This is a genomic window from Herminiimonas sp. NPDC097707, assembly GCF_044761395.1.
In the GTDB taxonomy this organism is placed as follows: Bacteria; Pseudomonadota; Gammaproteobacteria; order Burkholderiales; family Burkholderiaceae_D; genus Oxalicibacterium.
Genome location: NZ_JBIWCI010000001.1, coordinates 1,577,998 through 1,594,316, shown reverse-complemented (window position 1 = coordinate 1,594,316; position 16,319 = coordinate 1,577,998). Strand labels below are relative to the sequence as shown.

Below are 16,319 nucleotides of genomic sequence, written 5' to 3'. Positions count from 1 at the left end.
ACATCTAACGTGTTACATAGAAAAGAGGACTGAATGGCGAGTAACAACGTAGCCCAATTTGCCACCGAGCTCAAGATGCCAGCGGATGTGCTGCTCACGCAACTGCGGGACGCTGGCGTCGAAAAGAGTTCCACGTCCGACGAGTTGTCCAAGGCTGACAAGGACAAGCTCCTTGATCATCTGCGCCGTGCACATGGTGTCGCGCCTGATGGCGAGAAAAAGAAAATCACGCTGATGCGCAAGGAAACCACCGAGATCAAGCAGGCGGATGCCACCGGCAAGTCGCGCACGATTCAGGTTGAAGTTCGCAAGAAGCGCACCTTTGTAAAGCGCGATGAACCAGTGGCTGAAGAAGCGCCGGTAGTCGTTGCTGCGCCAATTATCGATGAGGCAGAAGTCGAGCGTCGCGCCGAAGAGTCGCGCCGCCATGCAGAGTTGATGGCGCGTCAGGAAGCGGATTTGCGCGAGAAGCAGGAACGTCTGGCCAAACTGGAAGCAGAAAAAGAAACGCAAGCCAAGGCTTTGAAAAAAGCTGAAGTCGACGCGCAAAAAGCTGAAGCTGAAAAACCTGCCGAGGTCAAAGTCGATGAATCTGCAATTGAAGAGAAAAAACGCGTAGCTGCTGAAGAAAGCAAGAAAAAAGCTGCTGCAGCTGCGAAGGAAGCGGCCAAGGAAGCGAACGAAAAAGCTGCAGCAACTGAATTGGCCCGCAAAGTAGTGGCCGATGAAGTAGCGCAGATCAAGGCGATGATGAATGCGCCGCGTCGCGCCATCAAGGCACCAGAGCCGGTTGCGCCAGTCGCAAAGCCTGCTGCCGCAGGCACCTTGCACAAACCTGCTGATAAAAAGCCGGGCGAGAAAAAAGACGAAAAGAAACCTGCTGTTGCTGCAGACAAGAAGTCGATCAAATCGGCCAATGTCTCGTCGACCTGGCAGGATGATGCGAAAAAACGCAGTGCCGGCATCAAGACCCGTGGCAATACCGGCGGTGGTCGTGATGGCTGGCGTGCAGGTACCAAAGGCCGTCGTCAATCGCATCACGATGACCGCGAAAGCAATTTCCAGGCGCCGACTGAAGCCGTTGTAAAAGACGTGCAGGTACCGGAGACGATTACCGTCGCCGAACTCGCGCACAAAATGTCGGTGAAGGCATCTGAAGTCATCAAGCAATTGATGAAGCTTGGTCAGATGTGCACGATTAACCAGGTGCTCGATCAAGAAACAGCAATGATTCTGGTCGAAGAAATGGGGCATGTCGCCCATGCAGCGAAACTGGATGATCCGGAAGCGTTGCTGGAAATCGGTGAAGAACATGCCGATGTGGAAGCGTTGCCACGTGCACCGGTTGTCACCGTCATGGGTCACGTCGATCACGGTAAAACTTCGTTGCTGGATTACATCCGCCGCGCCAAGGTGGCAACCGGTGAAGCGGGCGGTATTACCCAGCATATCGGCGCTTATCACGTTGAAACACCACGCGGCATGATCACCTTCCTCGATACACCAGGCCATGAAGCATTTACGGCCATGCGTGCTCGCGGTGCGAAAGCAACCGATATCGTGATTCTGGTGGTTGCAGCCGACGATGGCGTGATGCCGCAAACCAAGGAAGCGATTGCGCATGCGAAAGCTGCCGGCGTGCCTCTGGTGGTGGCGATCAACAAGGTCGACAAGCCGAGCGCAAACCTGGATCGCGTCAAGCAGGAACTGATTGCGGAACAAGTCGTGCCGGAAGAATACGGTGGCGATTCGCCATTCGTTCCTGTCTCCGCCAAAACCGGCGAAGGCATCGACGCCTTGCTCGAACAAGTATTGTTGCAAGCTGAAGTGCTGGAATTGAAAGCGCCGGTCGTTTCACCTGCGCGCGGTCTGGTGGTTGAAGCCAAACTCGATAAAGGTCGCGGCCCGGTTGCCACGATTCTGGTTCAATCCGGTACCTTGCGTCGCGGCGATGTCGTGCTGGCAGGTTCGGCTTACGGTCGTGTTCGTGCAATGCTGGACGAAAACGGCAAGAGCATTAACGAAGCCGGTCCATCGATTCCAGTCGAGATCCAGGGTCTGACCGAGGTGCCGAATGCCGGTGAAGAAGTCATGGTCATGGCTGACGAACGCAAAGCGCGTGAGATCGGCTTGTTCCGTCAAGGTAAATTCCGCGACGTGAAACTGGCGAAACAGCAAGCAGCGAAACTGGAAAACATGTTCGAGAACATGGGCGAGGGCGAAGTCAAAAACCTGCCTATGATCATCAAGACCGACGTACAGGGTTCGCAGGAAGCGCTGGTTGGCTCCTTGCAGAAACTGTCTACCAGCGAAGTGCGTGTGCAGGTTGTGCATGCAGCGGTGGGCGGCATTTCCGAGTCCGACGTCAACCTGGCGGTCGCCTCGAAAGCGGTCATCATCGGCTTCAACACGCGCGCTGATGCGTCAGCTCGCAAACTGGCAGAAGCCAACGGCGTTGATATTCGCTACTACAACATCATTTACGATGCGGTAGACGAGATCAAGGCAGCGATGTCCGGCATGTTGTCGCCAGAGAAGCGCGAACAGGCCTTGGGTCTGGTCGAGATTCGCCAGGTTATTCTGGTCAGCAAAGTCGGTGCGATTGCCGGTTGCTACGTGCTCGAAGGCGTGGTCAAACGCGGTGCATCGGTACGCTTGCTGCGTGATAACGTCGTAGTCTGGACGGGAGAACTCGATTCGCTGAAACGCTTCAAGGATGATGCAAAAGAAGTCAAATTCGGCTTCGAATGCGGCTTGACCTTGAAAAACTTCAACGACATCAAAGAAGGCGATCAGCTCGAAGTCTTTGAAGTTCAGGAAATCGCGCGTACGCTTTAATCGCCTTATACGGGGTGGCTCATCGGCCGCCCTTGCTCTATCATGATCGCATCGGCTGGCTTCCCGCTTGTCGATGCGAAGTTATTTTTGCTTCCCTGTTGTATCGAAGAAATTTATGGCCAAACATAGTAAATCCATCCCCGGGCGCGGCTTGCGCGTTGCAGATCAGATCCAGCGTGATCTGTCTGAAATCGTCGCGTTCGAATTGAAAGATCCACGCGTCGGGATGATCACGATTACCGAAGTGCAGGTCACACCTGACTATGCGCACGCCAAAGTATTCTTCACGATGCTCAGCGACAATAAAGACGAGATCAAGAACACGGTATCGGGCTTGAGTGCCGCTTCCGGTTATATTCGCGGCCAGTTGGGCCGTCGTTTGTCGATTCATACCTTGCCGGAACTGCATTTTGTGCACGATACGTCGACTGCACGCGGCATTGAAATGTCCAAGCTGATCGATGAAGCGAACGCAACGCGCGCCAAGGATGCGGACGAGTAATTTGTCCGTATTAGTGCTGGCCGGTCTGGCGCCAGTTGCTTCGGTTTCATTTTCCCATACGTCGAACCAGGCAGACTTTTTTGCCTGATAGACCCAATCGCATTTCCCTGCTTCCCTCATGGCGACAACTCAAAATAAAAAAAAACGCGTGCCGGTTCATGGCGTTTTGCTACTCGACAAGCAAGTCGGTGTATCGAGCAATGATGCCTTGATCAAAGCCAAATGGTTGTTGAATGCGCTCAAGGCCGGGCATACCGGTACGCTTGATCCATTTGCAACCGGCTTGTTGCCGCTGTGTTTTGGCGAAGCGACCAAGTTCGCACAGGATTTGCTCGATGCAGACAAGACCTATGAAACGGTCGTGCATCTGGGCGTGACCACCAACACAGGCGATACCGAGGGTGAAGTAATTGCCACGCATGCCGTTGACATCAGTCGGCAGCAAATCGATGCGGTGCTGGCGCAGTTTCGCGGCGATATCGAACAAGTGCCGCCCATGTATTCCGCACTCAAGCGCGACGGCAAACCTTTGTATGAATATGCGCGTGCCGGGATCACGCTGGAGCGCGAAGCGCGTCCCGTCACCATCCATTTGCTGGAGTTCGTGGATTTCCAGGCGCCATATCTGACTTTACGCGTGCGTTGCAGCAAGGGTACGTATATACGCGTGCTGGGCGAAGACATTGGCGCGGCATTGGGATGCAGCGCACATTTGAATGCCCTGCGGCGTATTCAAGTTGGCGATTTGCTGATAGCCCAGGCGATCACCATCGAAGAGCTCACCGCCAAAGATGCTGATGCACGCATCGCTGCGCTGGCACCGGTTGATGCATTGTTGACATCGTTTCCTGCGCTGCATTTGTCGGAAGAGCTGGCCAAGCGCTTCTTGCATGGCCAAAGATTGGCTTTGGGAAAAGAGAATATTGTGCTGCCTGAAGGTGAGGGCAGAATGCGTATTTATCGTGAAAGTGATGGGCAATTGCTGGGAACGGGATTGATGCAGGAATACAGCATCCTGGCACCTGAGCGCCTGATTTCTACTGTGGCGACAGTTGCCGGATAAAACGGTTTCTTTTTGTAAATATCGTCTTGGCTAGGGCGCTCCCGTCTGTCTCAGCTTCATCTGTTGTCTTCCCTTGTTCCCAAAATACGCACAAGTCCTTGACAGGGAAAGGTTTGTCGGGCCTTGACATGGTCGGCTGTGCTATAATATGCGGCTATCCAAATTCTGCACCACCCCCAACCGCTAAACACACCATGTCAAATTCAAAACGCGCTATTCGTAACATTGCCATCATCGCTCACGTTGATCACGGCAAAACCACGCTTGTTGACCAATTATTGCGTCAATCAGGCACTTTCCGTGACAATCAGCAAATTGATGCACGCGTGATGGACTCCGGCGATATCGAGAAGGAACGTGGCATCACGATTCTGTCGAAAAACTGCGCGGTTGAGTACAAAGGTACACACATCAACATCGTTGATACCCCAGGCCACGCCGACTTCGGTGGCGAAGTGGAGCGCGTGTTGTCGATGGTTGACAGCGTGCTGTTGCTGGTTGATGCGCAAGAAGGTCCGATGCCGCAAACGCGTTTCGTGACGCGCAAGGCTTTGGCACTCGGTTTGAAACCTATCGTTGTGTTGAACAAGATCGATCGTCCTGGCGCACGCGCTGAATGGGCAATCAATGCAACCTTTGAATTGTTCGACAAGCTGGGCGCAACCGAAGAGCAACTCGATTTCCCTATCATCTACGCTTCCGGCCTGAACGGCTATGCTGGCCTGACCCAAGACGTCCGTGGCGGCAGTATGGAACCATTGTTCGACGCGATTCTGGAACACGTTCCGGCACGTCAGGACGATCCTGATGCACCGCTGCAATTGCAAATCACTTCGCTGGAATACTCTTCCTACGTCGGCAAGATCGGTGTCGGTCGTATTCTGGCCGGTCGCGTCAAGGCCTTGCAGGATGTGGTCTGGATGAACGGTCCGGATGACAAGCCAACCAAGGCACGTATCAATCAAGTGCTGACATTCAAAGGCCTGGATCGCGTACTGGTAGATGAAGCGCTGGCTGGTGACATCGTACTGATCAACGGTATTGAAGAAATCGGTATCGGCACCACGATCTGCGCACCGGATCACCCGAACGGTTTGCCGATGTTGAAGGTTGATGAACCGACGTTGACCATGAATTTCATGGTCAACAACTCGCCGCTGGCTGGCCGTGAAGGCAAGTTCGTGACCACACGCCAAATTCGCGATCGTCTGGAACGCGAATTGAAAGCCAACATGGCGCTGCGCGTCGTACAATCGGAAAACGACGATTCGACCTACGAAGTGTCGGGTCGCGGCGAATTGCATCTGACCATCCTGATTGAAAACATGCGTCGCGAAGGCTTCGAGCTGGCTGTGTCGCGTCCACGCGTCGTGTTCAAAATGGTCGATGGTGTACGCCACGAGCCGTTTGAAAACCTGACTATTGACGTCGAAGAAGTCAACCAGGGCGGCGTGATGGAAGAGCTCGGTCGTCGTCGCGGCGATCTGCAAAACATGGAACCGGACGGCAAAGGTCGTGTGCGTCTGGAATATCATATTCCTGCGCGTGGCCTGATCGGCTTTCAGGGCGAGTTCATGACATTGACACGTGGTACCGGCTTGATGAGCCACGTGTTCGACGACTACGCTCCGGTTGACGTATCCAAAGGTGAGCTCGGCGGCCGTCGCAATGGCGTGCTGATTTCGCAGGACGACGGTGCTGCCGTTGCCTACGCAATCTGGAAACTGCAGGATCGCGGCCGCATGTTCGTCAGCCACAACGATCCAGTGTATGAAGGTATGATCATCGGCATCCACTCGCGTGACAACGATCTGGTTGTGAACCCGATCAAGGGCAAGCAATTGACCAACGTGCGTTCGTCGGGCACCGATGAAGCGGTGCGCCTGGTACCGCCTATCGAAATGTCGCTGGAATATGCAGTTGAGTTTATCGACGACGACGAACTGGTTGAAGTCACACCGAAAAGCATTCGTTTGCGCAAACGTTATTTGAAAGAACACGAGCGCAAAAAAGCAGGCCGTGACGCTGCGTAATGATTGATTTGAATAGCGCCTCTTGAGTGAGGTGCCAACAAAAAAGCCCGCTGATATTTAAATCAGCGGGCTTTTTTTATTTTCTTGAGCATTTTTTGCAGAGCAGACTTACTTCAGCGCCTTCAGGATATCGGCAATACTGCCGAACATTTCATCGATCTGCAATTTGCTGATGATCAGCGGCGGCGACAGTGCAACGATGTCGGCGGTAGTGCGTGTCAGCAGGCCTTTGTCCCAGAACGCCTTGTTGAACAGATCGTAGGCGCGTGCGCCTGGTTTGCCGCTGATGCCTTCCAGTTCTATTCCCGCTACGAGGCCGAGGTTGCGTACATCCTTGACGAAGGGCAGGCCTTTCAGGCTGTGTGCAGCATCTTCAAAATAGGGAGCCATATCGGCGGCGCGCTGGAACAGCTGCTCTTCCTTGTGCACCGCCAGTGTGGCAATTGCCGCAGCGGCTGCCAGTGGATGGCCAGAGTAGGTATAACCGTGGAAGAATTCAATCGTATCGGCAGGCGCAGCGTCCATGAATACATCGTGTATCTGTTGCCGTACGATGACGGCGCCCATCGGTACGGCGGCGTTAGTCAGACCTTTCGCACAGACGATCATGTCCGGTTTGACGTTGAAAAAATCGGCCGCAAATGGCGTACCCAGGCGGCCGAAGCCGGTAATGACTTCATCGAAAATCAGCAGGATGCCGTACCTGTCGCAGATCGCACGAATTTTTTCCAGATAGCTTTTCGGCGGCAGGATCACGCCTGTCGACCCTTGCAGGGGTTCGACGATGACGGCGGCGACGGTGGATGGATCGTGCAAGGCCAGCAGACGCTGTTCCAGCTCGTCGGCCATCTCCGCACCGTGCAAAGGGAGGCCGCGCGAGTAGGCATTTTTTTCGATGTTGAGCGGATGCCGCAAATGATCTACGGCAGTCAGGCCGGGGCCGAATTGTTTGCGATTGCCGGCGATGCCGCCGACTGCAGTGCCGCCGAAGCCGACGCCGTGATAGGCCCGCTCGCGCCCGATCAGGCGCGTGCGCCCGGCATCGCCGCGCATGCGATGGTAGGCGAGGGCGATCTTCAATGCAGTGTCGACACCTTCCGAGCCGTCGTTGCAGAAGAACACTCGATTCATGCCGTCCGGCGCAATCCCGGTCAAGGCCGTTGCTGCTTCAAATGCTTTGGGATGTCCTATCTGGAATAGCGGCGCAAAATCCATCTGTGCAGCCTGCTGCTGCACGGCTTCCACGATTTTAGGATGGCCGTGCCCCGCATTGACGCACCACAAGCCGGCGGTGCCATCCAGAATCTTGCGCCCATCGTCGGTGGTGTAATACATGCCGGATGCGGACGCCAGCAGGCGCGGCTTGGCCTTGAACTGGCGGTTGGCGGTAAACGGCATCCAAAGATGAGCGGTGTCCAGAAGCTGAGCCATGTGCACCTTCTTTCGGTAGACGGGGAATCAGCATGGTAGTACGTTTTCCAGCAGGACGTAAGCCGGGCAAAAACAATCGACCGGAATCTGGCAGGCCTCATCCCCCAAGAAATGAGATAGCAACTACTTGTCTCACTTAGCGGCAGAAAGATACGGAGCTATTTTTTCGCTATCCGTTTGAGTACACGCATCAACCCGCCAACCAGCGGCAATTTTTCATACAGTTCTTCTGCGGCATCCCAGTAATCGCGGTGGGTATTCACGCGACCATCGGCATCGAAACGCAAATGTGTAGCTCCGCGTATGCATTGCTCATCGCTGGAATAACGTCGCATATGGAATAGAAAATTCCATGTCATGAACGCATCGTCACCTTGCAGAACCGTATTCGTTACAACAAAACGAGGGTTTTCTACCTGGCTGAACATGTGTATGAAGATGGGGCTGATTGCTGGCAGTCCGCATACTTCGCTGAAGGGATCCTTGAAGGATGCATCAACTGCATAGATTTGCTCCAGCTGATGCTGTGCCGCTTCAATGCTTAGTGTTTCGAAAAATTGTACGACACGGCACAGGCTGTCTGTATGGTCAACTTTGATATTCATCACTTCATTCATAATCCCGTTCCCTTGTGTATCAACCAGAAATAAAGCCGGTAAGGCAGCAGACGCAGGATGCGCAAGAGGTTGGTAAAGCGACGTGGAAAGTGTATATGGAACTGGCCACTTTCAAGTCCGTGCAGCAATTCCTGTGCTGCTTCATTGGCCGATATCATGGCCGGCATGGGGAAGTCGTTGCCTGCGGTCAGAGGCGTTTCGACAAAGCCCGGATTGATCAGGTAGACGCCTATGCCGCGCGGATGCAAATCGATATACAGTGATTCGCACAGGTTGATCAATGCCGCCTTGGTCGGGCCATAGATCAACGCTTTCGGCAAGCCACTGTAACCGGCGACCGATGCAACGATTCCTATGCCGCCGTTGCCTTGTGCCAGCAATGTCGGCAGCACTAGGTCGAGACAGTTGTAGGCGCCACGTATGTTCAGGTCTATCAAACGATAGGCTGCCGCCAGGTCAAAGGAATCGGCGCGCATTTCATGGTAGCCACCGGCGATGATCAGTACCAGATCGATGCCTTGCCACTGCTGCATGATTGAGGTATGGGCCGCAGATACACTCGCATGATCGACGATGTCGAGCACGGCGATCAGTGCATTTGGATGACCGTCTGCAACCATTGCCAGTAATTCAGGGCGGCGCGCGGAAAGTGCCACGCGCGCACCTTGTGCCAAGAGATTCTGGGCGGTTGCCGCGCCTATGCCGGTCGAGGCGCCGATGAGCCATACGCGTTTGTCATGCCAGTTTGAAATCTGTGGATTCATCTAAGTCTTTCGGTTTGCAACAGGAGTCGGCACATCAAGGGCGCTTGCTAAAGGACAGCGTCACATCGCCCAGATGGAAGCCGAACTTGCTCATCGCTGCACGGTTCAGCATCACGCGATCATCCATCAGATACATCCAGTCGTTGAACTGCACGTCATATACCTTGCCGTCGACAGGCAGCGCCAGCACATATTGCCAATGCAGGACATTGCCTGCGGTAATGCCGATGGCTTCGCCGACGACATCCGGTGCGGTTCCTATGTAACGGTCGGGCGCCACCTTGCGCAGCGTCCACACGCGTTTTTGCTTGCTGCCGTCCGAGTAGCTAAAGTCTTCATCCAGCGTGCCTGTATCGCCGACCCAGGTACAACGCATCACTACGGTAAAGCGCTTGACGACCTTGCCGGATCTGTCCTGGAACATGCCCCACGCATCCAGCGTGCCATTGAAATACTGCTGCAAATCCAGCTTGGGCTTTTCATTCGCATAGTGTGAGGGTTCGACCGGGCTGGCACAGGCGGCCAGCAATACTGTAGCGCACACTGCAAAAAGATATTTCAACTGATTCATAATCATCTCCGGCTGATTGGTGTGGGGGGTACAAGACAATTCATACATCACGCAATGGGGCGCGCGCCAGTATGCTGGCCGCTGCCAGTTTCAGCGCGCAGGGCAGCAAGGCATACGCGACAGACAGCGCATGGGTACCCGTGCTGTCTGCGGTGCCGGGGACGTAACCGAGTTGCTCGAGCAAGGGAAGCGAGATGCCGGCTGCCAGCGCCAGATTCATCTTGGTGGCCCAGCTCCAGGCGCCGAAATAAGCCCCTTCGCGCTGGCCGCTGTGTCCGGCGCGCCCTATGACTGCCGCCAGCAATGCCGGTGGCAAGGCCAGGTCGGCGCCCAGCGTCAAGCCGGACAGCACGCAGATCACGGCAAACGGCAGTGCAGCGCCAGCCGGCAGACCGTAAGCCCAGATGAAGGCGGCGGCTGATAGCAACATGGCGCACAGCCAGATGCGGGCTTCGCCATGGCGTCTGGCCAAGGCGACCCACAAGGGCATGGAGCAGGCAGCAGCCATGAAGTACAGGACCAGAAACAGGCCTGCGTACTGTGCCAGTTGCAATTGATCCTTGGCGAAAAACAGGAACAGTGTGGCGGGTATCGAGGCGGCAATGCCGTTGACGATCAATACTGCGAACAGCCAGCGAAAGCGCCGGTTGTGCAGGGGTTCCAGCATCGCAGACCAGCCCGCATGCAGAGCTTGTGTAGTGGCCGGCTGCGGTGCTGACTTGAGCAGGATGGCAGCACAAATGAGCAGGGTGATGATAAAGATCGCGATCAGCCCATCGAAGCCCAGCCAGCCTGTCAGCAAGGCTGCCAGTATTACACCCAGCAAGCCGCAGGCTTCACGCGTGGCGGTCAGGCGCGAGCGTTCCGCCAGTTTTTGCGTCAGTGCTGCGCCCCAGCTTTGATGGGCGATCGTCGCCAGGCTGAAGCCGAGGTAGACCAGCAGCAGCGTGCACAGGAACCACAGCAAGGCGGCGTCCTGCAGCAGCGCAGGTGGATGGAATAGCGCCAGAAAACCCAGTGCCAGCAAGGGCAGGGAAATCAGTATGAAGCGCCCATAGCCGCCATGATTCCTGCGGCGATCTATCCACAAGCCTATCAACGGGTCGATGCATGCATCGAATACACGCGCTGCCAGCAAGGCCCCGCCGATCAGGGTCAGCGACAAGCCGAAGCGTTCCGCATAGAACTGCGGGACGTACACATAGATAGGCAAGGCAACCAGGGCCAGCGGCAGTCCGAATAAACCGTAGGTGAAAAATGAAGCGGTAGTGAGCCTGGCCATCAGCGCGGCGCCGCATCGGCCAGCAAGGCGTTGCGCAATTGTGCGGCAGTGGTTTGGGGATCCAGCCAGATCGCAAAGAAGGCATGACTGAACTCGGCATCCATGATCTCGCCGATGAATTTTCCGTTCAGGTAAAAGCGTGCGCCTTCATTGGGTAGGTAGACGCCGGATAGATGCGTGCCTTCGTTGACGTCCGGGAAGATGTTTTCCATGGCAGCTTGCCAGCTGGCGCGCTGTTGTGCAGAGCCTAGGCCCAGCTTGCGCATTTCATCTTCGCTAGCGGCGGCAATTTTCTTGCCTTGCAAGTTGCGTGCGTAACGCAAATCCAGCACCAGTTTGGCTGCCGCCGACGCTTGGGCGCGATAGCCTTTATCGCCTACCCAGAGCGCGGCATCATAAATCTTCAGGCCGAACCAGCGGAAGCTTCCCTGACCTGCTAGGCGCGCCTGGCCTATTTCTTTTTCTATATGCTGGGGCGCTGCAGGTTCTCGCGCCAGCGCAACCGTCCACATCAGCGTAAAGAAGGCCAATAGGAGTACGTATTTTCCGGTCCGTACGGCAGGGCTGTGCAGGCTCATGTTTTTTTCAGCGTGAATTGCACGACATCTATGCTTTTTGCGCGGAATCCCGCTTCGCAATATGCGAGATAGAATTCCCAGGTGCGCAAGAAGCGGTCGTCGAAACCCTGCGCACGTACCTGCTGCAATTGCTCGGAGTAGGCGCTGCGCCATTCTTTGAGTGTGCGCGCATAGTCCAGACCGAACTTGAATTCATTGGCGACCCGCAGCCCGTGCTGTTCAGCCTGCTGGCGAAAGACTTGTGATGATGGCAGCATCCCGCCCGGGAAAATATATTGCTGAATGAAGTCTGTACCCTTGCGATAACGCTCGAACAGTTCATCGGCAATCACGATGGTCTGTATGCAGGCGCGACCATTTTTTTTAAGGTTGCGTGCAATGCACTCGAAATAGCTGGGCCAGTACGCTTCGCCTACAGCCTCGAACATTTCTATCGAAGCAATCGCATCAAATTGTCCGCTCGTATCACGGAAATCCTGCAACAGCAATTGCACTTGATCGGCCAGGCCGGCATCAGTCAAACGCTGATGTGCATAATGCAGCTGTTCGGTCGACAGCGTCAAACCGGTTACATGTGCGCCTGCTGTAGTACTGGCCAGTTCGGCAAAGCCGCCCCAGCCGCAGCCGATTTCCAGCACGCGTGCATTCGGCGGCAGTGCCAGCTCGTTCAGGATACGGTGATATTTTGCATTCTGGCCTTGTTGCAAATTATCTGCATGGCCATTGGCAAAGAGCGCACTCGAATAGGTCATGGACGGATCCAGCCACAACCGGTAAAAGTCATTGCCTATGTCGTAATGCGCGTGGATGTTCTTGCGGCTGCCCGCGCGCGAATTGCGGTTGAATAGATGTTTGATTCGGTACAGCAGACTGCCCCACCAGGTGCCGTACACAATCGATTCGATTTCCGCGCGATTGCGTACGAACAGCTCTATCAGGCCGGGCAGATCGTCCGTCGTCCAGTGTCCATCGATAAATGTCTCCGCAAATCCTATATCGCCGGACTTCAACGCAGCATGGCAAATATCCCAGTTTTTCAGGGTCAGCGTGACGGGATGCGTATGGTCGCCAAACTGCTCGATCTGGCCGTTCGGAAGCTCCATGCGCAAGGCACCATGCTCGATTTTACGCATCAGTTGCAGGATGAATTTAACCTCCGCAGGCAAGTCTATAGACGTGCTCGCGCCGGCACCTGCAGTAACGATGATCGCTTGTTGTTTGATTGATTGAGTATTCATCGACTCAGCTCTTTGGATGGTGGATGGGGTTTTCTGAAAAATGGCACGCGCTTGAGCCACAGGCGCAGTGCTTGCCAGTGTATTTTTGCGACGACGCCCAAGGTCATCAGCGGATACAGACAGAATGCTCTGGCAACAAGCGCGTCCGATAATGGGTAGGCGGAACCGGCAATGCTGGTCAATATCAAGGGGCCGGAATTGTCGTCATGATCTATGCGGGCGACATTACGTTCGACCACCGTGCCATCGATTTCTTGCGTTATGCACAAGAAGCGAAAGCGATAGCAGCCATCTACTGCACAAAATGGCGAGACATGAAATATCTTGCGTGCCGTCAGCTCTATTCCATAGTTCATGGCGCTGCCTGTATCGAGCAGATATAAATGACGCTCGCCGAACGTATTGCACACTTCGGCCAGCACGGCGCGCAGTTGTCCATCCTTGCGATGGCAAAACCAGAATGACACAGGATTGAATACATAGCCCAAGACACGCGGAAATGCCTGCAGCCAGATTTCACCATCGGCGTCATCTATGCCTTCGTTTTTCAGCAGCGCATCCAGCCATTCGAGCAAAGGCTGTCTGCCATCGCCGTGATCGCTGTCCCAGAAGGACAGCACATTGAAGCGGTTGTGCGAGAAAAATCTGGCTGGCTGCACAGCAGCCTGTGCCATTGCACGCAGGGGCAGGCGTATGAAATACACGCCATAGTTGAAGGCGTGGCGCACCGGGCGCAGGCGCGTGTGCCTTACCTTGCCAAAACAGAGTTGTGCGACAGGCATAATGGATTTCATGGTTGCGTCCATGCAAGTTCAGGCGGCTGAGCGCGTCAATGCAGTGTCGTCTGCCACGCTGCCTATGGCTTGCGCCACAGACAGGCCGGACTTCAATCCATCTTCATGGAAGCCATAGCCCGTCCACGCGCCGGCAAACCAGGTATTTTGTTCGCCCTGTATTGTCGCCAATTTCCCTTGGGCCACAATCGCCGCTTCATCGAAAACCGGATGTGCATAATCATAGCTGGCGAGCATGCTATTCGGGTTGGGGGCATGAATAGGATTGAGCGACACGATCACGGATTGCTTGAACGGTAGTGGCTGCAATTGGTTGAGCAGGTAATGGACGCACACCCTGGGTTCGCTGCCTTGTTCGCTTTGATAATTCCACGCAGCCCACGTCTTTTTATTCGCAGGCAGACAGTCGGTATCCAGATGCAATACGGCGCGATTCGGTTGGTATTTTATGGCTGACAGGATGGCCTGTTCATACAGCGTCGCATCCTTTAACAGTTGCAAGGATTGATCGCTGTGACTGGCCATGACAACATGATCGACCAGATGGATGCCATTGCCGGCTTCAATTTTGATCTTGGTGACATTGCCCAAGGTATTGCGGGTGACCGATAGCACTGGCGTTTTCAGAAATTTTTGCGGAATCTGCGTCAGCATTTTTTCCACATAATGACGGGCGCCGCCCTTGACGGTTTGCCATTGCGGCCTGTCATTGACTTGCAGCAAGCCGTGGTTGTGGCAAAAACGGACAAACGATGACAGCGGAAAAGCCAGCATCTGTTCGGTCGGGCAAGACCAGATGCAGCCTGCCATGGGCAGCAGATACCAGTCGCGAAATTCCCTACTGTAACTGTGTGCTGCCAGATAGGTACCCAGGGAGCAATGTGATCCATCGTGTGCGCCGGACAAGGCGAGTTGGGTGGCATGTTTGTTGAAGCGCAGGATATCCCGCAACATCCGGTGAAAACGCGGGTTCAGCAGGTTGCGCCTTTGCGCAAACACGGCATCGAGATTGCCGCCGGCCCATTCCAGCATCCGCCCCTGCAAGGGCAGCTTGACTGAAAAGGACATGTCGGTCGTCACGGTTTCAACCTCCAGTTCGGCAAACAGGCGGACCAGGTTTGGATAGGTGCGGTGATTGAAAACCAGAAAGCCGGTATCCACACCATAAGTGACATCACCCAGCGTAACGTCGACGGTATGCGTATGACCGCCAAAATAGTCGTTGGCTTCAAACAGTGTTACGTCGTAACCGGATTGCACCAGGCGGTAGGCGCAAGACAATCCGGCAATTCCCGATCCGATAACAGCGATTTTCATGCTGGTGATTCCTTGTTATGAGTCCACTAAAGTGCCAGGCAGCAATTAATGCGACTGACGATGTCCTTGCTTATTTTTTAACAACATCGCGATGTTGTTAAAAAATAAGCTTTTGAAATTGCATGCCGTCAGGTAAAAGGCGCATCAAGCAATTGTTGATATATGCTGAGCGCAAACGCATTTTATGTCAATATATTGTCTAGGACAAATTATAGACTTAATTAAGCGCTAAAATAGCGTCTTGATAGAGATTCCGGCTTGCTGAGCCACGGACTCATTTCGAATTGAAAAATACCGATTGATAAATACGCACGTACAAGAATAGGCATGTGAATTTTTATGCAGATAACGATGAGTATTGGTGCCGTTGAGCGCGATACCGGTTTGTCCAAGGATGCCTTGCGCGTTTGGGAACGCCGTTACGGTTTCCCGACCCCGGTACGGGATAGTTTGGGTGAGCGTGCCTATCTGCTCGATCAGGTGGATAAATTGCGTATCCTGAAGCGCCTGCTCGACCAGGGGCATCGTCCCGGGAAAATCATCCATTACGGAATGGAGGAATTGCAGCAACTGGTACAGCAGTCGGTGCTGGCTACTGCTGAATCAGTCAGCGCAAGCGACGCCACTCTATCGACGCTGCAAGGCTATCTGGACTTGTGCAAGACTCACCAGACCGAGGCCTTGCGCCACGGGCTGTCGCAGGCGCTGTCGCGTATGGGACTGGAGCGTTTCATTGTCGAGTTGCTGGCACCGCTTAATCGACTGGTGGGTGAGAGCTGGGCCAACGGCACCCTGCAGATTTTTGAAGAGCATTTGTATACAGAGTCGGTACAAGTCGTCATGCGCGCAGCAATTTCCTCGTTGCAGCTGCCAAGAGGGAAAATACCTGCTGGGCCACGCATCCTGCTGACGACGTTGCCACTGGAACAGCATGGCCTCGGCTTGCTGATGGCCGAAGCGATCTTTACGCAGGAAGGGGCGAGTTGCATTTCGCTGGGCGTGCAAACGCCCATCATGGATATCATTGGGGCAGCCCAGGCGCAAAACGCAGACATCGTCGCGCTATCCGTCTCGGGTGCGATGAATCCCCGTCTAGTGCTCGAAGGCTTGACTGATTTGCGCGGGAAATTGCCTGTCAGTACAGAGCTTTGGGTAGGTGGAGATTGCCCGGTACTTGCCCGTCGCCCACCAGAGGCTGTATATGTGCTGACTCATCTTGCCGACATCTCCGCCGGCTTGAGTGCATGGCATGCCAGGCATCCCGTCTTGACGTATTAAAATGTCAAAGTAA

The 16,319-nt window shown here is 54.6% G+C and carries 14 protein-coding genes; 5 read left to right on the top strand and 9 right to left on the bottom strand.

All coding sequences use genetic code 11. The features are described 5' to 3' along the window. Positions 1-33 precede the first annotated feature (33 nt). The 4 genes from infB to typA all read left to right on the top strand — a co-directional run bounded on the left by infB (position 34) and on the right by typA (position 6,436). Positions 34-2,838: a translation initiation factor IF-2 gene (infB, locus tag ACIQW9_RS07695; RefSeq protein WP_402334993.1), complete on the top strand. Its 2,805-nt coding sequence runs from the start codon at positions 34-36 to the stop codon at positions 2,836-2,838. 115 nt (positions 2,839-2,953) lie between these two features. After that, positions 2,954-3,340 carry a 30S ribosome-binding factor RbfA gene (rbfA, locus tag ACIQW9_RS07690; protein ID WP_402334990.1) on the top strand — a complete coding sequence of 129 codons (387 nt, stop codon included), beginning with the start codon at positions 2,954-2,956 and terminating at the stop codon, positions 3,338-3,340. 118 nt (positions 3,341-3,458) lie between these two features. Continuing rightward, positions 3,459-4,403: a tRNA pseudouridine(55) synthase TruB gene (gene truB, locus ACIQW9_RS07685; protein WP_402334988.1), complete on the top strand. Its 945-nt coding sequence runs from the start codon at positions 3,459-3,461 to the stop codon at positions 4,401-4,403. 194 nt (positions 4,404-4,597) lie between these two features. Continuing rightward, positions 4,598-6,436 carry a translational GTPase TypA gene (typA, locus tag ACIQW9_RS07680; protein WP_402334986.1) on the top strand — a complete coding sequence of 613 codons (1,839 nt, stop codon included), beginning with the start codon at positions 4,598-4,600 and terminating at the stop codon, positions 6,434-6,436. A 108-nt stretch (positions 6,437-6,544) separates the two neighbouring features. Here the strand turns inward: typA and ACIQW9_RS07675 are convergent, their stop codons facing one another. The 9 genes from ACIQW9_RS07675 to ACIQW9_RS07635 form a co-directional block, all read right to left on the bottom strand. Then, positions 6,545-7,867, bottom strand: coding sequence for an aspartate aminotransferase family protein (locus ACIQW9_RS07675; RefSeq protein WP_402334983.1), 1,323 nt, complete (start codon positions 7,865-7,867; stop codon positions 6,545-6,547). A 158-nt stretch (positions 7,868-8,025) separates the two neighbouring features. Then, complete coding sequence (locus ACIQW9_RS07670; protein ID WP_402334980.1) at positions 8,026-8,472, bottom strand: nuclear transport factor 2 family protein; 447 nt, start codon at positions 8,470-8,472, stop codon at positions 8,026-8,028. Positions 8,473-8,480: 8 nt separating this feature from the next. Then, a complete protein-coding gene (locus tag ACIQW9_RS07665) occupies positions 8,481-9,248 on the bottom strand; it encodes an SDR family NAD(P)-dependent oxidoreductase (RefSeq protein ID WP_402334977.1) in 768 nt (255 codons plus the stop codon). A 34-nt stretch (positions 9,249-9,282) separates the two neighbouring features. Further along, positions 9,283-9,825, bottom strand: a complete 543-nt coding sequence (locus ACIQW9_RS07660) for a DUF3833 domain-containing protein (RefSeq protein WP_353156131.1) — start codon at positions 9,823-9,825, stop codon at positions 9,283-9,285. Positions 9,826-9,859: 34 nt separating this feature from the next. After that, complete coding sequence (locus ACIQW9_RS07655) at positions 9,860-11,101, bottom strand: MFS transporter (protein ID WP_353156132.1); 1,242 nt, start codon at positions 11,099-11,101, stop codon at positions 9,860-9,862. Beyond that, a complete protein-coding gene (locus tag ACIQW9_RS07650; RefSeq protein WP_402334974.1) occupies positions 11,101-11,679 on the bottom strand; it encodes a chalcone isomerase family protein in 579 nt (192 codons plus the stop codon). Before ACIQW9_RS07650 ends, ACIQW9_RS07655 begins: the two co-directional genes overlap by 1 nt. Further along, on the bottom strand, positions 11,676-12,917 hold the full coding sequence (locus ACIQW9_RS07645; RefSeq protein WP_402334971.1) for a class I SAM-dependent methyltransferase: 1,242 nt from the start codon (positions 12,915-12,917) through the stop codon (positions 11,676-11,678). Before ACIQW9_RS07645 ends, ACIQW9_RS07650 begins: the two co-directional genes overlap by 4 nt. Beyond that, positions 12,914-13,711: a DUF1365 domain-containing protein gene (locus ACIQW9_RS07640; RefSeq protein WP_402334968.1), complete on the bottom strand. Its 798-nt coding sequence runs from the start codon at positions 13,709-13,711 to the stop codon at positions 12,914-12,916. The genes ACIQW9_RS07645 and ACIQW9_RS07640 overlap by 4 nt, the downstream gene beginning before the upstream one ends. Before the next feature lie 18 nt (positions 13,712-13,729). Beyond that, positions 13,730-15,028 (bottom strand): NAD(P)/FAD-dependent oxidoreductase, encoded by a 1,299-nt coding sequence (locus tag ACIQW9_RS07635; RefSeq protein ID WP_402334966.1) that lies wholly within the window; start codon positions 15,026-15,028, stop codon positions 13,730-13,732. Positions 15,029-15,379: 351 nt separating this feature from the next. Here ACIQW9_RS07635 and ACIQW9_RS07630 point away from each other — a divergent pair, with 351 nt between their 5' ends. After that, positions 15,380-16,306: a MerR family transcriptional regulator gene (locus ACIQW9_RS07630; protein WP_402334963.1), complete on the top strand. Its 927-nt coding sequence runs from the start codon at positions 15,380-15,382 to the stop codon at positions 16,304-16,306. Positions 16,307-16,319: the final 13 nt, after the last annotated feature.

Coding starts and splice junctions, on each gene's coding strand:
- ACIQW9_RS07660 (WP_353156131.1), bottom strand. CDS start 9,825: ATGATTATGAATCAGTTGAAATATCTTTTTGCAGTGTGCGCTACAGTA.
- ACIQW9_RS07675 (WP_402334983.1), bottom strand. CDS start 7,867: ATGGCTCAGCTTCTGGACACCGCTCATCTTTGGATGCCGTTTACCGCC.
- ACIQW9_RS07640 (WP_402334968.1), bottom strand. CDS start 13,711: ATGAAATCCATTATGCCTGTCGCACAACTCTGTTTTGGCAAGGTAAGG.
- ACIQW9_RS07650 (WP_402334974.1), bottom strand. CDS start 11,679: ATGAGCCTGCACAGCCCTGCCGTACGGACCGGAAAATACGTACTCCTA.
- ACIQW9_RS07645 (WP_402334971.1), bottom strand. CDS start 12,917: ATGAATACTCAATCAATCAAACAACAAGCGATCATCGTTACTGCAGGT.
- rbfA (WP_402334990.1), top strand. CDS start 2,954: ATGGCCAAACATAGTAAATCCATCCCCGGGCGCGGCTTGCGCGTTGCA.
- typA (WP_402334986.1), top strand. CDS start 4,598: ATGTCAAATTCAAAACGCGCTATTCGTAACATTGCCATCATCGCTCAC.
- truB (WP_402334988.1), top strand. CDS start 3,459: ATGGCGACAACTCAAAATAAAAAAAAACGCGTGCCGGTTCATGGCGTT.
- ACIQW9_RS07665 (WP_402334977.1), bottom strand. CDS start 9,248: ATGAATCCACAGATTTCAAACTGGCATGACAAACGCGTATGGCTCATC.
- infB (WP_402334993.1), top strand. CDS start 34: ATGGCGAGTAACAACGTAGCCCAATTTGCCACCGAGCTCAAGATGCCA.
- ACIQW9_RS07670 (WP_402334980.1), bottom strand. CDS start 8,472: ATGAATATCAAAGTTGACCATACAGACAGCCTGTGCCGTGTCGTACAA.
- ACIQW9_RS07630 (WP_402334963.1), top strand. CDS start 15,380: ATGAGTATTGGTGCCGTTGAGCGCGATACCGGTTTGTCCAAGGATGCC.
- ACIQW9_RS07655 (WP_353156132.1), bottom strand. CDS start 11,101: ATGGCCAGGCTCACTACCGCTTCATTTTTCACCTACGGTTTATTCGGA.
- ACIQW9_RS07635 (WP_402334966.1), bottom strand. CDS start 15,028: ATGAAAATCGCTGTTATCGGATCGGGAATTGCCGGATTGTCTTGCGCC.